General features: G+C 57.3%; 17 protein-coding genes. 9 read left to right on the top strand and 8 right to left on the bottom strand.

The features are described from left to right. Nucleotides 1–80 precede the first annotated feature (80 nt). From N909_RS0117680 to N909_RS0117665, 4 genes are all read right to left on the bottom strand, one after another. Entirely contained in the window at nucleotides 81–326 is a 246-nt protein-coding gene (locus tag N909_RS0117680) for an endonuclease (protein WP_029917467.1), read from the bottom strand. 32 nt (nucleotides 327–358) lie between these two features. Then, entirely contained in the window at nucleotides 359–1,891 is a 1,533-nt protein-coding gene (locus N909_RS0117675) for a DUF2235 domain-containing protein (protein WP_029917466.1), read from the bottom strand. 459 nt (nucleotides 1,892–2,350) lie between these two features. Beyond that, complete coding sequence (locus N909_RS0117670) at nucleotides 2,351–4,573, bottom strand: hybrid sensor histidine kinase/response regulator (protein WP_051689930.1); 2,223 nt, start codon at nucleotides 4,571–4,573, stop codon at nucleotides 2,351–2,353. Between the two features lie 155 nt (nucleotides 4,574–4,728). Further along, nucleotides 4,729–5,931, bottom strand: a complete 1,203-nt coding sequence (locus tag N909_RS0117665) for a permease (protein ID WP_029917464.1) — start codon at nucleotides 5,929–5,931, stop codon at nucleotides 4,729–4,731. Between the two features lie 704 nt (nucleotides 5,932–6,635). On the opposite strand from N909_RS0117665, the gene N909_RS0117660 reads away from it, so the two are divergent. The 4 genes from N909_RS0117660 to N909_RS0117645 all read left to right on the top strand — a co-directional run bounded on the left by N909_RS0117660 (nucleotide 6,636) and on the right by N909_RS0117645 (nucleotide 9,409). Continuing rightward, the gene (locus N909_RS0117660) at nucleotides 6,636–7,487 is read left to right on the top strand and encodes an SDR family oxidoreductase (protein WP_029917463.1); all 852 of its coding nucleotides are present in this window, start codon (nucleotides 6,636–6,638) and stop codon (nucleotides 7,485–7,487) included. Nucleotides 7,488–7,682: 195 nt separating this feature from the next. Then, a complete protein-coding gene (locus tag N909_RS0117655) occupies nucleotides 7,683–8,042 on the top strand; it encodes a hypothetical protein (protein WP_029917462.1) in 360 nt (119 codons plus the stop codon). Further along, nucleotides 8,039–8,386, top strand: coding sequence for a hypothetical protein (locus N909_RS24025; RefSeq protein ID WP_051689929.1), 348 nt, complete (start codon nucleotides 8,039–8,041; stop codon nucleotides 8,384–8,386). The genes N909_RS0117655 and N909_RS24025 overlap by 4 nt, the downstream gene beginning before the upstream one ends. 750 nt (nucleotides 8,387–9,136) lie before the next feature. Then, the gene (locus N909_RS0117645) at nucleotides 9,137–9,409 is read left to right on the top strand and encodes a hypothetical protein (RefSeq protein ID WP_155006001.1); all 273 of its coding nucleotides are present in this window, start codon (nucleotides 9,137–9,139) and stop codon (nucleotides 9,407–9,409) included. Here the strand turns inward: N909_RS0117645 and N909_RS0117640 are convergent. The 4 genes from N909_RS0117640 to N909_RS0117625 all read right to left on the bottom strand — a co-directional run bounded on the left by N909_RS0117640 (nucleotide 9,406) and on the right by N909_RS0117625 (nucleotide 15,584). After that, the gene (locus tag N909_RS0117640; protein ID WP_063336438.1) at nucleotides 9,406–11,274 is read right to left on the bottom strand and encodes an ABC transporter ATP-binding protein; all 1,869 of its coding nucleotides are present in this window, start codon (nucleotides 11,272–11,274) and stop codon (nucleotides 9,406–9,408) included. The two genes, N909_RS0117645 and N909_RS0117640, sit on opposite strands and share 4 nt — an antisense overlap. Next, on the bottom strand, nucleotides 11,267–13,036 hold the full coding sequence (locus tag N909_RS0117635; RefSeq protein WP_029917458.1) for an ABC transporter ATP-binding protein: 1,770 nt from the start codon (nucleotides 13,034–13,036) through the stop codon (nucleotides 11,267–11,269). The genes N909_RS0117640 and N909_RS0117635 overlap by 8 nt, the downstream gene beginning before the upstream one ends. Next, nucleotides 13,033–13,521, bottom strand: coding sequence for a MarR family winged helix-turn-helix transcriptional regulator (locus N909_RS0117630; protein ID WP_051689928.1), 489 nt, complete (start codon nucleotides 13,519–13,521; stop codon nucleotides 13,033–13,035). Before N909_RS0117630 ends, N909_RS0117635 begins: the two co-directional genes overlap by 4 nt. 116 nt (nucleotides 13,522–13,637) lie before the next feature. Beyond that, nucleotides 13,638–15,584 (bottom strand): FAD-dependent oxidoreductase, encoded by a 1,947-nt coding sequence (locus N909_RS0117625; RefSeq protein ID WP_029917456.1) that lies wholly within the window; start codon nucleotides 15,582–15,584, stop codon nucleotides 13,638–13,640. 209 nt (nucleotides 15,585–15,793) lie between these two features. Between N909_RS0117625 and N909_RS0117620 the strand changes: the two genes are divergently transcribed. The 5 genes from N909_RS0117620 to N909_RS0117600 all read left to right on the top strand — a co-directional run bounded on the left by N909_RS0117620 (nucleotide 15,794) and on the right by N909_RS0117600 (nucleotide 19,884). Beyond that, nucleotides 15,794–16,039, top strand: coding sequence for a VF530 family protein (locus N909_RS0117620; protein WP_029917455.1), 246 nt, complete (start codon nucleotides 15,794–15,796; stop codon nucleotides 16,037–16,039). Between the two features lie 3 nt (nucleotides 16,040–16,042). Beyond that, nucleotides 16,043–16,519 carry a ribonuclease HI gene (locus tag N909_RS0117615; protein ID WP_029917454.1) on the top strand — a complete coding sequence of 159 codons (477 nt, stop codon included), beginning with the start codon at nucleotides 16,043–16,045 and terminating at the stop codon, nucleotides 16,517–16,519. A gap of 335 nt (nucleotides 16,520–16,854) precedes the next feature. Then, nucleotides 16,855–17,286, top strand: coding sequence for a FecR family protein (locus N909_RS0117610; protein WP_051689927.1), 432 nt, complete (start codon nucleotides 16,855–16,857; stop codon nucleotides 17,284–17,286). Nucleotides 17,287–17,294: 8 nt separating this feature from the next. After that, entirely contained in the window at nucleotides 17,295–17,882 is a 588-nt protein-coding gene (locus tag N909_RS0117605) for an OmpA family protein (RefSeq protein WP_051689926.1), read from the top strand. Between the two features lie 10 nt (nucleotides 17,883–17,892). Then, nucleotides 17,893–19,884 (top strand): CHASE2 domain-containing protein, encoded by a 1,992-nt coding sequence (locus tag N909_RS0117600; protein ID WP_051689925.1) that lies wholly within the window; start codon nucleotides 17,893–17,895, stop codon nucleotides 19,882–19,884.

Raw genomic sequence — 19,884 nt, 5'->3', positions numbered from 1 at the left:
AAATATATTAAACTCTAATATTTCACATATTATAAATTTGATAAATAAAGAAATTCATCCTTATTACTTGCAAACCCCGTTCATTTACTCAAGCATCTATCCATCACAAACTGAGTCCCATTCCCCTGCACTTTCTGAATCCGCCTTTCCCGCTCACACTCCCAGGCGTCAACCGGGTCCTGTTTATCCCAAGCCTCAAACAGTTTGCGGTTCTTACCGCTGATAATCCCCCGCCCCGGATAGGCATCATTCATATAAAAATAAATCAGGGCAATATCGCCACGGATATTCTCCGACAGTTCGGCTTTGCGGTCGGCAATGTCCATATTGCAGGCCTACTAAATTGAGAACTGGCAGCTCACCCCACCCGCTCAACCACCAACCTCACACTCCCCCGGTTATTGTCATAAAGGCTCCAGACATCATTGGGGAAGCAGTAGAGATAACCCGGCGCGCTGATTTCAAGGGGTTTGTTCTGGTATTTGGTCAGGTCGACGTACTGATGCGGGGTTGGGCTGCCGTCTTGTTTGACGGACTTCTGTTTGCCGGAATCGTTGGCAATGGCTCCGACCATCACGAACCATTTGAGGCTTTCAACCCGCTTGGTCCAGAGCATGTCGAAGGAATCATTCTTGCTGACCTTTTTGAAGGCTCCCTCGAACAGTCCCAGGAAGGACGACCCCAACCGGACGATATCCCCTTTGGTCAGGTCGTCGTTCTGGGTGCCTTTCCAGTCGCAGACATCCTTGCTGTCTTTCCATTCCCCGGTGGCGGAAAACTGATATTTGTGCCCTTTTTCCAGATAAAGGCCGGTGTTGTTCCAGCGCTCGGCGGCATAAATGTCTATGGCAACAGATTCACCGAGGGCGAGGATTTTGGTGGGGTGATAGGCCGGATACGTGACAGGCGAAATCTTCTGACGGAGCAGCGCACTGGAATGAAACGCCGTCGCATTGGCCTGATCGAGCGCCGGGATATTGCGCGGACGGGAGCGCAGCATGGCAAAGGCCCCTTTGTAGGAATTGTGCATGACGCCCAGAGGATCGGCTTTAATCAGGGCGATGGCGTCGGAGCGGAATTTCAGCCCGGCGCTCTGCGCTTCCTGCATCATCCACAACAGCGCCCCGTTGGACAGGTCGCAGTCCGCGTAACCGCCACCAACATCAGAATGCACCCCGGGAAACCAGATTTCTTTGGCATCTGTGGTCGGGGCTGTTTTGGACCAGCGGGTCACGCTGAAGCTGGAACGGATTTCATCGATGGCCATGGCATGACGGGCGATCTGCACGTGGGCGCCCAGCTCCGTGTCATGGAATTCCCACTTGTCCTTATCATCGAAAAAGTTAAGGATTTCCAGATCGTCGGGAATACCGAGGGCGCCGACCGTGTCCCAGACCCCGATCAAGCGGATCGGCGCGGGCTGACCGGCGTGGAAAAACGCCCAGTCGGTTTTGGCCCAGTTCTCCTTGCATTTCCGATAACCTTTTTCATAGGCGGTATGAACGCGTTCCCAGCCCTCTTTGGAATCGATCTTGTCCAGATTGAGCAGCCCTTTGCCCAGAAAACCACCCAAACTGCGGGCGGTGAACGCGCCGCGGCTGAAACCGAACAGGTAGATCTGATCCCCTTCGAGGTAGTTTTCGGCCAGCCAGTGATAGGCGTTACAGATATGCCGACTGATCCCGGCCCCGAACGCGCCACCGACAATGGACGAGACCAACCCGCCCTCCCCGCCGACACCGGGATGGTAGTATTTCAGCTGCTCGCAGCCCTGGCTGGCTTCGGCCAGGGCGTTATACAACTTGAACACATTGGTCGGCGCAGGCACGCCGTTCTCTTCCTGCAGAGGATTGTTCCAGGTGCCGTCACAACAAACAATCAGGTGCTTCATCGTCCCCCCTTTAAATATGTGATCCTTGCCCGCTCGCTCAACGTCTGTCTTGTTGTCTGCTCAAAATAGCAAACGCCACAGCACCTGACCCGGCATATGCTGTGGCGTTTTGAATCCAAGGAGTTGATCCCATATACATCCCCCTCCCGCTTAATAACTGCTGCAAAACCTGTCGTGACACTAAACGACTATGTACTGAATGTGCAGAGGGACGAGGCTGAAAGGCCCTGAGATAGCCCCCTCTTCCCTCGTGGGAGAGGGTTGGGGTGAGGGGAAACTGGCCAGCATTTTCACCCCCATCCTAACCTTCCCCCATCAAGGGGGAAGGAATCAATTCATAGAGCTTGAAAAGCTTGGACTGAAAGTCCCTCGTTTCAAACTAGCGTACTGGAACAATAAATCATCACCTGCGGAGCGGCAAGAAAAACTTTCTAAAACAGGACGTTGCCTCAAAACAACTCAGTTGCTGGCCGGAGCGTCCAGGATGTTGCGCACGGTACTGATCAGCAAGTCGGTCTCAATGGGTTTTTGCAGGACATGGATATGTTCATGAATCACCCCCTGGCTGGAAATAATATCGTCGGAATAGCCGGACATGAACAGAACTTTCATCTCAGGCCGCAGGGGATGTAGTTTCTCGAACAATTGCCGGCCGTTCATCACCGGCATGATCAAATCGGAAAGCAGCAGGAGGATCGATCCCTGATATTCGCGGGCCAGCGACAAGGCGGCAGCCGGATTGGTTGCGGCGAGGACGGTATAACCATTCTCTTCCAGGATGGATTTCAGCAGGTTGAGCAGCATGGGATCATCTTCAACCAGCAGAACGGTTTCCGACCCCTCGCGGACCGGGCGATCCAACGGACTGGTTTCAATCTGCACGACACCTTCTGCGCGGGGCAGATAAACATTGAAAATGGTCCACTGGCCAGGTTCGCTGGAGGCGTAAACGTACCCTTTATGCTGCTTGACTGCGCCCAGGACCGTGGCGAGCCCCAAGCCGGTGCCGATACCGGGATCTTTGGTCGTGAAAAACGGCTCGAAAATATGCGCCAAGGTTTCGGGATCCATGCCACAGCCATTATCCTGAACCGAAAGGCGCACATAGTCTCCAATGACAATTTCCGGATGGGAGTCCTGATCCTTTTGGCCGAGGATGACGTTTTTCGTCTGAATCATGATTTGCCCGGTCCCGCTGATGGCATCCCGGGCGTTCAGGCACAGGTTGGTGAGGATTTGATCGAACTGAGTCGGATCGATTTTGACCGGCCAGAGCTCTGCGGCTGGGTTCCAGATGACCTCGATATTTTCGCCGATAAGCCGCCGCAGGATGTTCAACATCCCGCTCACCAGTGCGTTAACATCCAGCAATTTCGGCTGGATGGTCTGTTTGCGCGCATAGGTCAGCAACTGCCGGGTCAGGTCCGCGGAACGTTTGGCTGCGGTCCGGATCTCTTTGAGGTTATTATAGATGCGGCTGTCCTGATCCGATCGGCGCAGGGCGATTTCGGCATGGCCGATGATGACACTGAGCATGTTGTTAAAATCATGGGCGATCCCGCCGGCCAACTGGCCAACCGATTCCATTTTCTGAGCCTGCAGAAGTTGATCCTGCAGCTTGCCGTGCTCTGCCTCCGCACACCTTTTTTCCGTGACATCCCTGGCCGTACTGGCAAAGCCACAGACTTGACCGTTATCGTCATACTCGGCCCGAATGGACCATTCCATGAAATAAACCTGGCCGGTGAGACTCTTCAGGCGGTTTTCGAAAGAAAAGGTTTTCTGCTTGCTTTCAAGCCAGCGTGAAAACGCCGCCATTGTCCTGGCCCGGTCATCCGGGTGCAGAAAGTCGAAAGCAAACCGGCCGATACACTCCTGCGGGTTCAAGCCGAAAAATTTGTTTGCGGCATGGTTTACAAACAGCACCCGCCCATCGCTATCAACCCTGGTGATGAGATCCGGTGTCCCTTCAACGATATCCAAATACTGATTACGACTTTCCTTTAACCTTTGTTCGGTACTTTTTTGCTCGGTCATATCATGAATAATACTGATGACCCCGCCCTGCCAACCCGTTTTTTCATTGATCGTCGTTACCGTGACTTGCGTATCGATCAGAGTCGAATCCTTGCGTTTCATGCGGATTTCCGCCTGGTAGACCCCTTGTCTGGTCAGCTCCGGTTCGCCGACACGGCTGAACTCTTCGTAAGACTGAACGTTTTCATGAAGGATGCGGGTGTTCAGGCCGAGTAATTCGTTGCGCCGATAGCCGAACAGTTTTTCGGCGGCAGGGTTGCACTCGACAATGGTCCGGTTGTCCGGATTGATCAGGAGTACGGCTTCGCCAAGACTGGACAGGATAACGCCGAGGAGGTGTTGGGTGTTTTTCAGCTCTTCTGCGGTCTGGACCTTGATGATTTGCTGCTGCGCGCGACCGGCCAGCCAGTAGACCAGGGCTGCGGTCAGAGTGACATAAGCCAGCCCTTTGATCGTCTCGACGATAAAAGCATCGACCTGATCGATGACAACGAACAATACCAACAGATCGGAAAGGACAATCCAGGCAACTCCGCAGGCAGCGTAAATCAGCGCGAACCGTCCCGGAGTAATGGCAAAACTGCGACGTTTCAGCAGGGAGTCGCCCCATTGCTGAGCGCTATTCCTGTCCTTCGACTGTGCCATGATGGTCCCTTTTCCTTTTAGGGATCAAAGTCAATGGATCGAAAGTTCTCTAAAAATCGACTATCCCCGGCTTGGTCGAGGCATAGTTACAGTATATATGAAATATAGCGATCATTTCCTGCAGACGGTTGAAAAAGAGCTGGGCTGAGCAAGAATCAGAAGACAACCCGACTGAACAAGCCTCCCGCCAGAATGAGCAGACAGCCATAGACCAGAACCCGTTTCAGCGAAAAACCAGAGCCGTGATCCATGCCGCTCATATCCTGTTTTTTGACATGCCTCCGATGCAGTGCAATCAGCCAACCCGTCACGCCGATAAAGAGCAGGTTCAGCCAGAATGTGTAATCAAGCTTGAACTGAGCGACATCCTCCACAGCGCGCGCACTCTCCGGGGTTATCTGCAGGGCCAGGAAAAGAAAATGGAGGATCAGCGCGGTCATGGTAATCGCGACATACATAATGCCGGCGATATACAGGGCGAGACGCCAGCCGTAATACCGGGCATTGACCGCAACCAGCGGCGGCACCATCAGATCGGAATAGATAAAACCCATGATCCCGGCAAACAGCACCCCATTGGCGTTGAGTACCGTGGCCAGGGGGATATTGCCCATGGAACCGATAAAAGTAAGCGCCGCAACAAAGGGGGCCACCAGGGCATTTTCCACCGCCCGCAGCCATTCGGGGGCTGAACTTGCCGCGTCCATCAGGAAGATTTTTGCCCACAGCGTATCCGGAACGAAAACCGCCACAAACCCGGCAATGGTGAAACCGATCAAGATCTCCTCCCAAACCATCTGCCACTCCATGACAAACTTGTGGCCGACCAAGCGCCACCCTTCGGCACTGCGCATCCGCTCTTTCCAGTCGAAATCCTGTTCTTCGTCGTCCTCCTCTTCAATACGCTCTTTGGCCTGCTCGACCCATTTCTTGGGGAAGGTCAGCCGAATCAACAGACTGCTGATAGCGATCAACAACAGACCACCGATGATTTCCGCGGCGAGGAATTGCCAGCCGAGGAAGATCAGGATAAGAATCCCGAGTTCGATGACGAGATTCGTGGAGGCGAACATGAAGGCGACCGCGGCGATAAAGTGAGCCCCCTTCAGGAGAAGTGAGCGCGCGGTGGCCAGGGCGGCAAAAGAGCAGGACGAAGAGATCGCCCCGAAGAAGGTCGATAGCGACAGGCTCTTGAAGCCGGGATTTCCCATATAGGGCGTCAGGCGGCCTTTGGGTACAAACACCTGAATCATACTGCTGACAAAGTAACCGAAGACAAATGCCCAGCCAGCTTTCCAGAAGAAACCAAAAGCGGTCATGACCGCCTCTCCATAAAGCTGCCAGAAATTATCTGTCATGATAAAAAATCCTTAAATTCCGTGATCATATTCAAAGTTTCGGGGCGGTTATTTTCCCCTCCTTTCTTTTTACCCTAACATAAATACCGCTAATGTCGAGGCAGCCCCCCCTGCGAACCAGGGTCAGTCACTGCCATGAACCGGGCCGGACATAACCACCTGGGCGGACCTGTTGTCATGGATAATACCCGGACGACAGCGAGCTACGAATCAGCCATCCAGGGGGCACACAGTCGGGCATTGACAGACCGGAACTGACGGGCTACACCTTGAGCAGGGGACAAGCCGGCGCGACACAACAGCGGCTTTGAACATTTGCTGGCGAACTCCTGCCGCCCCGGACAAATTGCTTAGGAATCCAGCCACAGACTGTTTCAACCCCGGGGGGAAAACGTCCATGTCCCGAATTGCGCTAGTTTAAGGGGCGATGGCAGCAAAACCGGGACTGTCCCCGCACGGGGGCTGTCCCAGGTCTTTGCAGTGTTAACCGCGACAGTTTCATGGCTCGCAAACTCTTGGGACAGCCCCCGATGGCCCTGGGGACAGTCCCGAGGTTACTACATAGTTGCTTAAACAAGCGCCATTAGCGCAGGTCTCCATCTCACAAAAAACAAGGAACAGATTTCCATCGATTCTGCTCGCTCAACCACGGGTTCAGCAGACGCTATGCCAGCAGCCTGCGCAACAAAGGATCAGCATCTACCATGAATAGAGTCTTACTGGCCGGGGCCACCGGCTACCTGGGAGGCTATATCGCCGCCGAGCTGCAACACAGCTCCTGCTTCTGCCGGGCCATTGTCCGTAACCCGGCCAAACTTAAAAACAAAGGGGTCAGCGTCGATGACATCTTCGCGGCGGAGCTGACCGAACCGGCCACCTTGCAGGGCTGCTGCCAAGGGATGGATACGGTGATTTCCACGGTCGGCATCACCCGCCAGAAGGACGGACTGAGCTATATGGATGTCGATTACCAGGCCAATCTGAATCTGCTCGCGGAAGCAAAAAAAAACGGCGTTAAAAAGTTTATTTATGTCTCGGTTCTCAACGGGGAAAAGCTGCGCCATTTGCAGATCTGCGCGGCCAAGGAGCGGTTTGTCGCCGAGCTGCGCAAGTCGGGGTTGGATTATTGCATCGTCCGGCCCAACGGATTTTTCTCTGACATGGCGGAATTTTTCAGGATGGCGCAGCAAGGGCGCATCTACCTGTTCGGCAGCGGCGAGCTGCGGGCCAACCCGATTCACGGCGCGGACCTGGCCCGGTGCTGCGTGGCAGCGATCAACGGCAGTGAAGAGGAGATCGCAATCGGCGGCCCGGAAACCCTCAGCCAGCGGGAGATCGCCCTACGCGCATTTGCCGTTGCTGGGAAACCGCCGAAGATAACCTGCATCCCCGACTGGCTCAGAGTCGCGGTGCTGCGCCTGGCAAAAATCTTCACTCCCGCCAAGACCTACGGCCCGTTGGAATTTTTCCTCACCGTCATGGCCATGGACATGCTCGCCCCGGAATACGGCAGCCACCGCATCAAGGACTTCTTCGCGACTCTGAAAAATCAATAGAATTAAGATTCAGCTTACAATCATGATCGCCTCGCCGGAGCTCGCAAAATGCGGGGACCCGGGGTCGCAACGGTAGCTTTGCCGACTCTATTTATTTAGGCCCGGCGTTGTTTCAGGCCCCTGAAAATCAGCTATAATTCTTTCATCACCCGGCAGCTTAACCAATCCCTGTCGGTCACACCAATGGAGGGTTTCATGAAGAAAAACAAAGTCTACACCTGGCTCCTGTTCCTGCTCGCGGGAGTACTTGCCCTGACCGGCTGTTCGTCCCACCTGGTCACGGTCAGCCCCACCCCACCGGCCCATTATGAAAACCTGGGACCGGTCAGCGGCACGGCAACCGGTTCTCTCGGCATTCTGAGTACCGCCTATTACTTTGTCCCCATGGGGATCAATTCGCGGGTTGAACGCGCTTATCAGGATGCCCTGAGCAAAGCCCCGGGCGCGACCGGGCTGATCAATGTCACCTACCAGGAAGATTGGTACTGGTGGCTGATCGGAACTGCACGAAAAGTAACCCTGACCGGCGATGCCATAAAGGAAGTCACCCCATGATGATGAAACGATCCCTTATCTTTGCGGTATTACTGACCAGCCTGGCGCTGGCCGGCTGTACGGGCAGGCCGGCCCCCTTGACCGCAGCCAACCATCAGGTCAGCCTGGACAGTGTCGATATGACCCGTGGCCGCGCTATCTCAGCTTCGGCCAGTGGCTTGCAATTGCTGCTGTTCATCCCCATCAGCATCAACGACCGTCACGAACGGGCCCTGCAGCAACTGCGCGCCCAGGCCGGGGGAGATTACATCAGCGACGTCAAGGTCGAAGAATCCTGGACCTATGCCCTGGTCGGCACGGTTTACACCACCAGGCTCGTGGCCACGGCATATCCCTATAAGTAATCGCTTGCACCGTTCACGGACCGACGGCAGGGGAAGATCAGCTTGCACCGCCCCTGTCGTCGCCGTGACACAAGGAGCCGGACGCTCACGACCTCAAGCCGGGGAGACAGCCGCCCCGGCGAATCCTTCCCGAATTTGTCTCATTTTGACAATCATCAATAGCATCCTAATACAGCACCGTTCTCCGCCCCGGCTCCGCAATAAAAACAACCGGTTAAAGAATCCTGACGGCATCCCGGGTAAGTTCTTGCTGCGCCCAGTTCTCTTGCCTGCCTGGAAACTGCGTGTCATCCTCATAAGTTGCATTCCCCTGCAGCGATCTTTTGCCGATTCGCCGGGCTGGCCGAAAATGTTCTGCAGACTCAAAAAGAGACAGCGGCAACAGGGCCGATCACAGCTCAATGACGGATCATTCTGTAACAATATCAATACACTTAGATCTTTTAATTGATTTTTACCGGATATGGCACGGGGAATGCTTTATCAAGAAGAGAAAACCTGTGGACGACTCACTGCTGAAGAGATTACGACCGTTATTGAACAGGCTGCCCCTGACGCTAACAGCCAACGAAGCGGTGCGGTTGTTGAAAATATGCAATGCCTGGCATGAAGCCCCTGTGGTCTGCCGAAAAACTGCCGCCTGATCCGTTGCAAGAATCCTGGGAAAAGGGATGTTTCAAAGAGTATTCCGCTTATTGCAGGAGGGATGATAACGGACTTGAAGCAACCCGGAACCAAAAGGATAAGGCCATGTTTCCAATCCTGTCAGATCCATCGTCGCTGCTCCTCCACCTCATGTTGCTCACCCCTGTAGCTGCCGTTCCCGGCGAGGCCCACACCTCAGACCATATCCTGCTGTTGCTGTTTATCGGCTTTTGCTTTTTGCTGGTTATCGCGCAACTGCTGGTCGCCTTGCGGCTGTTGGCCACCACCATCAGGGCGGTGTTGGCAGTGCACAAAACCTGCCCCACACCGACCGCTGATCCCCCTGGGTTGACGCAGAAAACCAAAAGCCAAAGCTAGCGGCCGGCCTGGACACTCCGCTCCGTGCCCTTCCCTGCCCCTGCCGTCTGCCCCCGGAACTGACTGACATACAAACGATGATAAGTCCCCTGCCGGGCGAGCAGCGTATCGTGGGTCCCTTGCTCGATGATCCGCCCCTGGTCGATGACGATCACCTGGTCGGCCGTGGCGATGGTCGACAGGCGGTGGGCGATCACAAAGCTGGTGCGCCCCGTCATCAGTTCCTGCAAAGCTTTTTGAATCCGTGCTTCGGTGCGGGTATCGACCGAACTGGTCGCTTCGTCGAGGATCAGGATAGCCGGGTCGGCAAGGATTGCGCGGGCGATGGTGACCAGCTGGCGCTGCCCTTCGGAAAGATTGCCGCCGCGTTCGGAGAGCAGCGTGTCGTAGCCTTGCGGCAAGCGGCGGATAAAACCGTCGGCATGGGCCAACCGGGCCGCGGTCATGACCTCTTCGTCGCTGGCGTCGAGACGGCCGTAGCGGATGTTTTCCAGCACCGATTCGCTGAACAAAAAGGACTGTTGCAGGACCACGCCGAGCTGGCGGCGCAGGCTGTCACGCGAAACCGTACTGATATCGATCCCGTCGATGCGGATCGTCCCCTGCTGGGGGTCGTAAAAACGCGACAGCAGGTTGACGATGGTGGTCTTGCCGGCCCCGGTATGCCCGACCAGGGCGATGCGCTGACCGGGCCGTGCATGGAGGGAGATATCCTGCAGCACCGGTGTGTCGGGCTGGTAGGCGAAGCTGAGATGGTCGAACTCGACCTCTCCGGCCACCCGTGGTAGCTCCGGTGCAGTCGGAGCATCCCCCTGTTCCGAAGCAGTATCGAGCAGGTTGAAAATCCGTTCGGCCCCGGCCAAAGCTCCCTGCACCTGGTTATAAAGGTTGCCAAGCTGGCGCAGAGGTTCGGCAAACCGCCGCGAATAGGTGATGAAAGCTGCGATGGTGCCAATACTGACCAGCCCCTTGATGGCCAGCCAGCCGCCCAGTCCGCAGAGGATGGCGACATTCAGATTGGAGAGGATGCCCATCATCGGCATGACCAGCAGGGCCAGGGTCATGGCCTTGACGCCAACCGTACGCACCTCTTCATTGGCCTGGTCAAAACGGTTCAAAACATAGTCTTCCTGGCCGAAGGCGAGCACCACCCGCTGACCGCTATAGGTTTCTTCAAGGACCGCATTGAGTCCGCCGAGACGTTCCTGATAACTGCGAAACGCCGCACGGGTCTTGCTGCCGACCGTGCCGACCAGGCCGATCATCAGCGGAAAGGCGATCATCGAACCGAGGGCCAGCCAGGGGCTGAGTACGAAAATGATGCCGAGGATCCCGACCAGGGTCAGCAGCCCGGTAAAGAACTGCGCGGCGTTGTCGGTGAGGACCCGGCTGATGGCATCCATGTCATTGGTCAGCCTGCTCATCAGGTCCCCCTGCTGACGGGTATCGAAGAAGCGCAGGGAAAAAGTCTGCAGCCGGTCGAAGAGCTCGGCGCGCAATTTGCGCATGGCCCGCTGGGAGATGCCGGCCAGCAGCAGCCCCTGCACCGCCTGCGCGCCGGACGCCAGAGCATAGGCGGCCAGCATGAACAGGGTCATCTGCAGCAAGGCGGGAAGATTACGCCCCGGCAGCTGGTCGATGGCCCGCCCCATCAGATAGGGACCGGTCAACGCCAGGACGGTTCCGCAAAAGGCGATCAGCGCGACCAGAATAATGGCGCCGCGTTCGGGTTGCAGGTAGTTCATCAGGCGCCGCAGGGTCTGGCGGGTGTCTTTGGCCCGTTCGATGTTATGGCGGCCGGGGCCGCGGCCGCCCGGGCCGGGCATGCCGCTCATTCGTACTGATGCGGTGCGTTGTTCAGCCATTGGCACCTCCTGTTACGGCCGCCGGCTCACCCAGCTGGGACCGATAGATATCCCGATAGACCTCACTGCTGGCAAGCAGTTGTTGGTGATTACCGATGGCGCTGACCCGTCCCTGGTCAAGGACCACGATCTTGTCCGCCAGCAGCACGGTGCTGATGCGCTGGGCCACGATGATCCGGGTGGTGGCATGGTTCGTCTCGGCGATCAGGCGATCGAGTGCATCCTGCAGCCGCACTTCGGTCTCGACATCAAGGGCGCTGGTGGAATCGTCCAGGATCAGGACCTGCGGCTTGACCAGCAGCGCCCGGGCAATGGCGAGGCGCTGGCGCTGGCCGCCGGACAGGGTCACGCCACGCTGACCGACCAGAGTCTGGTAGCCGTCCGGGAGTTCGTCGATGAATTCGGCGGCCTGGGCCGCCTCGGCCGCGGCTTGCACCTCTGCGTCACTGGCCGCCCGGTTGCCATAGCGGATATTGTCGGCAATGGTGCCGCTGAACAGAACGGATTCCTGCAGAGCGATGCCGATGGCACGGCGCAAAGTGGTCAGTTCAAGGTCGCGGACATCGACACCGTCAAAAGTCACCCGCCCGGCACTGACATCGTAAAAACGCGGGATCAAGTGAATCAGGGTCGATTTTCCCGCTCCGGTAGCGCCGACAATGGCCAGGGTCTCGCCCGCTTCTGCCACAAAGGAGATGTCGGTCAAAGCCGGTTCTGCATGCTCCCCGGGATAACAGAAGCTGACCTGCTCAAAGGCAATCCGCCCACGGGGTTGCGCCGCTAACACGGCCGAGGTGGTGGCCCGCGGCTGGGCCTCGGCATCGAGGACTTCGAGAATCCGCCGCGCCGAAGCGTCGGCCGCTGAGACCGGCCCGAGCATGGCGGTGAGCATGAGGATCGGGAACAGGGCAAAGGACAGGTAATTGATGGAGGCGACCACTTCCCCGACCGTCATCCCGCCGGCAATGGCGGTTTTGCCGCCGAGCCAGACCGCGCCGACAATCGCCAGGTTGAGGATCAGCAGCATCAGCGGGGAAAACACCGCCATCAGCCGGGCGACCCCGATGGTCCCTTCGGTGAGGGCCTCATTGGCGGCATCGAAGCGCTTCGATTCATGGCTGCTGCGCACAAAAGCCTTAACCACCCGGACCCCGGCCAGATTCTCCTGCAGAACCACATTGAGCCGATCGAGCAACTGCTGGACGCGCAGAAACATGGGCTGACTGCGTCGGGCAAAGAGCCAGACCAGGACCATGATCAGCGGCACGAACAGGGCCATGATCAAGGACAGCTGGGGGCTGGTGACAATCAGCAGGATAATTGCGCCAACCGCCCAGATCGGCGCGCGGGTCAAAATCCTCAGGGAGAGCATGACGATCATCTGCACGGCATTGACATCGCTGGTCGAACGGACGATCAGCTTGCCGGTCTGCAGGGTGTCCAGAGTGGCGAAAGAAAAGGTCTGGACCCGACGGAGCAAGGCGCTGCGCAGGTCGGCACCAAAGTTCATGGCCACGCTGACAGAAAGATAGTTGTTGGCGATGGCGAAACAGGCCGATGCCAGCGCGGCACCGGTCATGAGCAGGGCCGTGGAAATGACCACCTGCAGGTTGCCGGCGGCGATCCCCTGGTCAATGATGCGCTGGGTCAGATGAGGAATGAGCAGATCCGCCGCTACCATGGCAAACAACAGCAGCAGAGCCGCATAGGACGCACGCCGATAAGGGCGCAAAAATCCATATAACCTTAACAGGGATTTCATGCCCCCTCCGTCCCCGGATTATCCGGCGTTTGGGGCAAGGCTTGGTTCAGGTAACGATGGACTTTGAGTAGGGATTCCCGGAATATTTCCTGTTCTTCTACGCTCAGGACCGAGCTCATTTCCTGATCCAGCTCGCGGAAGGACGCGTGGGCCTCCTGGTGCAGGCTGCGGGACTTATCGGTCAGATAAACCCTGACCACGCGCTGATCGTCCTGGTCCCGGCGGCGTTCGATCCAGCCGTCCCGCTCCATCCGTTGCAGGGTATTGCTGGCCGTCGGCGGGGCAATATGCAGCCCCTGGGCCAGCGCCCGCTGAGACATGCCATCGTGGTGATGCCAGAGTTGCGCCAGAATCATGCCCTGGGCATGGTGGAGGCCGATACTTTCCAGCTTCATGCGCCGGCTGCGGCCGACCAATCGGCAGACCCGGCCCAGCAGCTGGCCCAGGGTGACGTCTTGTTGATAATCTTCGGGTGGAGTTGTCATTGCACTTTTCCTATATATTAGCTAACTAACAATTAGCTAGCTAATATACTCTCCGATTCCGAAGGAGTCAAGCAGGTGCGTCAACAAACCTGCCTGAGTTCAGGACAGTGCCGCGGTCACAGGTCAAGCCCGGCATGATAGCCGTGGTAAATGGCGGTGGTAATGTTAGCCGGCTGTACGCAATCACCGATCAGCCGCACCTCGGGAGCGGCATCCAGCAAGGCTGCGGCCTCTTCCCGGCGGGACCGCTGGCCGACCGCACAGATCACGCTTGCTGCGGCGATCAGTTGCGGCTGCCCCTGGGCATCGGCGCAGAGAACACCTTCCGCGGTCACTTCGACCGCGCGCATATTCAGGTGGATCGTCACCAGCGGCTCCAGTTCCGCCAGAAGAATCGGCCGGTGCCTGATATTGCTGTCAACGGCCAGCTCGGCCCGCATCTCCACCAGGGTCACCTGTTTCCCCTGCCTGGCCAGATGCAGTGCCAGTTCGCACCCCGACAGGCCGCCGCCAATAACCACGACCTGATCCCGGACTTCGTCCTGGCGCAGATGATACTCGTTCACCGTCATCACCTGGGGCGCGGCAAGACCCACCACCGGCGGCAGCAACGGCTCGGAACCGATGGCCACAATCAGGGCATCCACCTGTTCCGCCTCCACATACTCCCGGGTCACCGTGGTATTGCAGCGGATCTCAACCCCGGCCAGTTCCGCCAGCCGGCCAAGGGTCGCCCCGAGTTCATACATCTCACGCTTAAAGGGGAGCGCACTCTCGCAGTTCAGAATGCCGCCGACCCTGGCGGTCTTTTCACAGAGGATGGTCCGGTGGCCGCGCCGGGCCGCGGTGAGCGCCGCTTCCAGGCCGCCGGGACCACCCCCGGCCACCAGCACCTTGCGCGGCCGCGGGCTGGGGTGAAGCTCGATCCCATCCAACTCGCGGCCGATGAGCGGATTGACGGCGCAGCGGCGGGTGGCGGTGACCGCCCGTTCAGCCATGCAGGTAAAACAGCGCAGACAATGGACAATCCGCTCATCCTGATTGAGCATGACCTTTCTGGGCAATTCATGATCGGCCAGCAGTGCCCGGGCCATTTCCACCACATCGGCTTTTCCGCTGGCGATGATCTCTTCCATCATGGCCGGATCGTTCAGCCCGCCGATGGTCGCGACCGGCACCCGGACATGGGGTTTAATGGCCGCCGCCAAGTGAACATTGCTGCCGTGGGGCAGGAACATGGAGGGGTGGGTTTGGGCAAAACCGCGCTGGTAGGTCCCGGCGGAGACATGGAGCAGATCGATTTTCGTTTCGAGGAGTTTGGCGATTTCGATGCCGTCGGCAATGGTATAGCCGCCGGGGAACAGTTCCGAACCGCTCATCCGGAACTCAATGGGAAAACCCACCCCGACCCGCGCGCGGACGCTGTCGAGGACCTCACCGGCGAAGCGTACCCGGTTTTCGAGGGAGCCGCCATATTCATCATTGCGCTTATTGAAATAGGGGGAAAGAAACTGGTTGATCAGCCAGCCGTGGCCGCCGTGGACCATGACCATTTCGAATCCGGCCCGTTTGACCAGGGCCGCTGCTTCGCCGTACGCCTCGACAATGGCCGCGATCAGTTCGTGGCTCAGCGCTTTGACCGGGATGCCGTCGGCCCTGACCCCGTCGCTCGGTCCATACTGGACCAGCGAACCCTTACGCCCCTTATCGATCAGGTAGGTTCCCGCGAACTGACCGGAATGAGAGAGTTCCACACTGGGGATGGCCCCATGGCGGCGGATGGCGTCTGCCGTATAGGCGAAGCCTGCCAGGGAACCCGGGGTGGCCAGGTCGATATGGAAGGCATGGGAGCCGTCGGTTTGCGGATGCACCATCAGCTCGCTGACCGTCACCGCCGCCGCTCCGCCTTTGGCCCTGAGTTCGTAAAAAGCTGTGGAGCCACGACCGATACAGCAGTCGGCCGTGATATCCGTGCCCCCCATGGGAGCAGAAAACATGCGGTTGCGCAAAGTCACTTTGCCAAGGATCAGAGGTTGACAAAGATGGGGGAATTTCCGTTCCATTCAGGCCTCCTTATCGATCTGGCTTAACGAGGATGACAGGTGCCTTGAGGAAATATCAGCAATACATTATATATGGGGAAATTTAACAGGGAATGGGAAAGAATACAGCAAAAAATTCACAACGACTTGAATTTTCAGCAATAAGGCTTGCGTCCTCCGGGGCAACCGACATACACTCGCGGCTCCTTTTAACCCAGAAAGATAGACCAGTGAATCCAGCTAAACAGCAAAGCAACGACCCCTTGCACGGCATCACCCTGGAACAGATCGTTCTTCGTCTGGTCGGTTATTACGGTTGGGAAGAGTTGGGACAGTTAATCAGTATCCGCTGTTTCAATAACGATCCCTCGGTCAAATCAAGCCTCAAATTCCTCCGCCGTACCCCTTGGGCACGCAAGCAAGTGGAGGATCTCTACTTGGCCTGCCGGGATGACTCGCTTTTGACCACTGAGTAGGCCGTGTCTGCACTGCACCTGTTTATCGACGGCAGTGTCGATCCCCGCAGCAAAATCGGCTTTGGAGCCTGCCTGCTTCTGACCAGCCTGCCGCTGACCAGCGCCGGGCTGCAGGACCGGGTGCGGACCAGACGCTTCTCCGAGACCTCTTCCACCCGGCTGGAGCTGCAAACCTTGCTCTGGGCCCTGCAGGAGTTGCCCGTCACCACCTGCCCCTTATTCATCCATACCGATTCCCGGAATGTGGCCGGACTGTTAGCAAGAGAGGACCGCCTGCGCAAGCGGGATTTCTGCGCCAGAAGCGGCAGGCCCCTCAACAACGCCCAGCTTTATCGGGAGCTTTATCCACTCATTTCTGCGCGGGACTGTACCTTTATTAAACAACCCGGCCATCCCCCCGCCGCCCAGCGGAACCTGCTTGACCAACTCTTCAGCCTGGTCGACCGGGCCGCCAGGCTGGCCCTGCGCCGGGCCGATTGATTCGACACACCGGCCGTGGAGCAGCTGGCCGATCGGGAAATTTCCCGCGCCGGGGTTGGCGTTGGAGCAGGGCATGGTAAACTGAATAAATTGAAAGCAAAAAGCATCCGCTGCCGGGCTGTTGTAAAATAGCCTGTTGAACTTATGGCTGGGCGTGCTCGGGATCAATGACGATCCGCTGCCAGGAACGGCAGCCCCGACATAAACAACGGCCAGCTCCACAACCGGCTCACCACAACTCCACGGCGCTGCTCACCGCGAACTGGCAGATCTCCACAGCAAAGAGGCTCCGCTACCTCCAGGATCATTCCACTCATATCGGCAGGAGGGGGAAAATGGCACGTTGGTTCATGGTCCTGATCGGTCTGTTGTTTTTTTCCGGTCAGGCGACAGCTGAAGATATCGCCATCATCAAACATGTTCAGGGTTCCGTCTCCATCAAGCGCGCCGGCCAGCTGCTGCCGGCCCAGCCAAGCAACAACCTGGAAGCCGGCGATATCCTGATCACGGCCGCAGGCAGCCGAATCGGCGTGATCTTTCATGACGGCAGCGTGCTCACGCTGGAAGAGAACAGCCTGCTCCGCATCACCGCCTTTGAGTTCAAGCCCATTGAAAGCAAGTTCAAATTCAATTTAGACCTGAGCAAAGGAACAACCCTGTTTGAAACCGGGAAGATCGGCACCCTTGCGCCGGACAAATTCAGCCTGGAGGTCCCCGGCGGGTCCATCGGTATCCGCGGCACCAGATTCCTGGTTGAAGTGAGGTAGACAACGTCATGAAAATTCTTTTTTATGCGTCTATCCTGTTTGCCACCCTGAGCTTGACTGCCTGTTCCAGCAGTCGCGTGATTTTACTGGACAACGGCAAAGCCCAAAACGCGGTGGTGATCATCACCAAGCAGGGGCAGCAGGTTCTGGATAAAAAAAACACCTACCTGGATATTTCGGCAACCGGATCCTCGGCGGTCAAGCCCATCAGCCCGCAACAGGTGCAACAGACCTACGGCACCCTGCTAGCCGCCGCCCCAAAAGCGCCGATCTCCTTCCTGCTCTACTTTGAAACCGACTCCACCAGCCTGACCGCCGCCTCGCAACGCCAACTGCCGGCCATCAGCAGCGCCATCAAGGAGCGAATCCCCTGTGACGTCAATGTGATCGGGCATGCCGACCGAACCGGCACAAAAGCCTACAACATCGACCTGTCATTGCGCAGAGCCCGCCAGATCCGGGACTGGCTCTACACCCAGAAGCTGGATATTTCAACGATCATTGTCGAATCTTACGGCGAGGAGGATCCCCTTATTCCGACCGCTGACGACGTTCCGGAACCGCGCAATCGCAGGGTCGAAATTCTGATCCGTTAAGGTGGCGTAGATGAGTGTTTTTGCCAAAACCTCCACGATCCTGCTTATCACCCTCGGCATGCACCTGCTGATCTATTCCAGCGGCAGCATTCCGTTTTTTGATTTTCGGCTGTTTGACCTGCTCTCGGCCGGCCGTACCGCCCCCTTTGATCAGACCACCAATGCCACGGTGGTGGTAGAAATCGATGAAGCCAGTCTCCGGCAGCTCGGGCAATGGCCCTGGCCGCGCATCCTGCTGGCGAAAGGGCTCGAAGAGATCCTCGAACAACGCCCCGCCGCCGTCGGCCTGGACATTATTTTTCCAGAGCCGGATCGAACATCGCCGGAGCAGATCATTCGCTTTTACCAGCAACGCATGGGCCTTGCCATTGGCATCGACGGGCTCCCCGAGGCACTGTTCGACCACGACCGGATTCTTGCCCATGTCCTGGCCAGCGGACCGGTCGTACTGCCTCTTTTTGCGGCCGCGGTGACAACGCCGACCAATCCGCCCAGGCCGCTCCGGCAAGACATTTTTCTGCGCCTTCCCGCCACCCTGGAGCTCCCCCGAATCAAAGGATTACTGCTGAACACGCCGGTGCTGCAGCAGTCCGCAGCCGGGTTCGGCTATATCAACGCGACGATCGATATGGACGGGGTGTTCAGGCGGCAACCCCTGCTCATGGCCTATCAGGGACGGGCGCTGCCCAACCTGGCTCTGGCCATGCTCCGCCAGGTCGAGCCGGAGTTGCAGATTCAGCCGCCTCGGCACCGCTGGGCCGCGGCCTCCATCGCCTTCGCCGACCGGGACATCCCCTTAAGCCGCAACGGCGAGGTGTTCAACCTGCTCTACCCGCAACAGGCCTTTACCAGGGTCTCCTTTGCCGATCTGTTGGCCGGTAAGCTGGCCCCATCGCTGCTGAGCGGAAAATTCGTTTTCATCGGGGCAACGGCTGCCGGGCTGTTCGACCAGTATATGACTCCACGGGGAGATATCATCCCCGGGGTCTTTGTCCACGCCGCACTGTTGGAGAACCTGCTCCACGAGCAGATTCTTTATCAGCCCGAACGGTCAAAGATGTTCTCCCTGCTACTCTCCTTTTTCTGTTCCCTGTTCGTGGTCGGGCTGGTCGTTGAACGGCATTATCTGACTTCCTGGATAATCTATCTGGCCACTGCCACCGCCGCACTTATTGTCGCCTGGGATCAGTTACAGAATGGTGTCTATCTCTCGATCGGCTATTTTCTCACGCCCTTCTCCATCCTGTTTTTTTTCATCTCCCTGTTTTTTGCCGTGCTCCATTATGTGGAGCGCAAACGCTTTCTTGAGGACCTCGGGGAAGCCCATTCCGCAACCATCGACAGCATGACCATGGTCGCCGAGAGCCGCGATGTCGAAACCGGTTCCCACATTATCAGAACCAAAGAATACATCCGTCTCCTGGCCGAATACCTGAGTCATATCCCGGCCTATAAAAGTTACCTGACCCCGCATATCCTTGACTTGCTCTATCGGGCTGCGCCGCTGCATGATATCGGCAAGGTTGGCATCCCTGACGTGATCCTGCAAAAACCGGAACGCCTGACTGAACAGGAAGCGGAAATCATGCGCAGCCATGTTGAGATCGGCCGAACAATCATTGAAAATGCCATCAACAGCTACAACAAAACCAATGAATTCCTGGCGATCGCTTCAAACATCGCCTACAGTCATCATGAAAAGTGGGATGGAAGCGGATACCCGTTAGGGTTAAAAGGTGAGAATATCCCTTTGGAGGGACGGATGATGGCGCTGGCCGACGTCTATGATGCGTTGATCAGCCGGCGCTGCTACAAAGAGCCCCTCCCCTTTGAAAAAGCCGAAAAGATCATCCTGGCCGACAGCGAAAAACATTTTGATCCCCAGATCATTGCCGCCTTCATGGAACTGAAGGAACAATTCCGGGATATTGCCCAACGCTACAAGGAAACGGTGGATATCAACGCCCTGCACCTGAAACGGACATCAATGCCACAGTATTAA

Source organism: Pelobacter seleniigenes DSM 18267 (assembly GCF_000711225.1).
In the GTDB taxonomy this organism is placed as follows: domain Bacteria; phylum Desulfobacterota; class Desulfuromonadia; order Desulfuromonadales; family Geopsychrobacteraceae; genus Seleniibacterium; species Seleniibacterium seleniigenes.
This window is presented reverse-complemented; position numbering and strand designations above follow the sequence as displayed.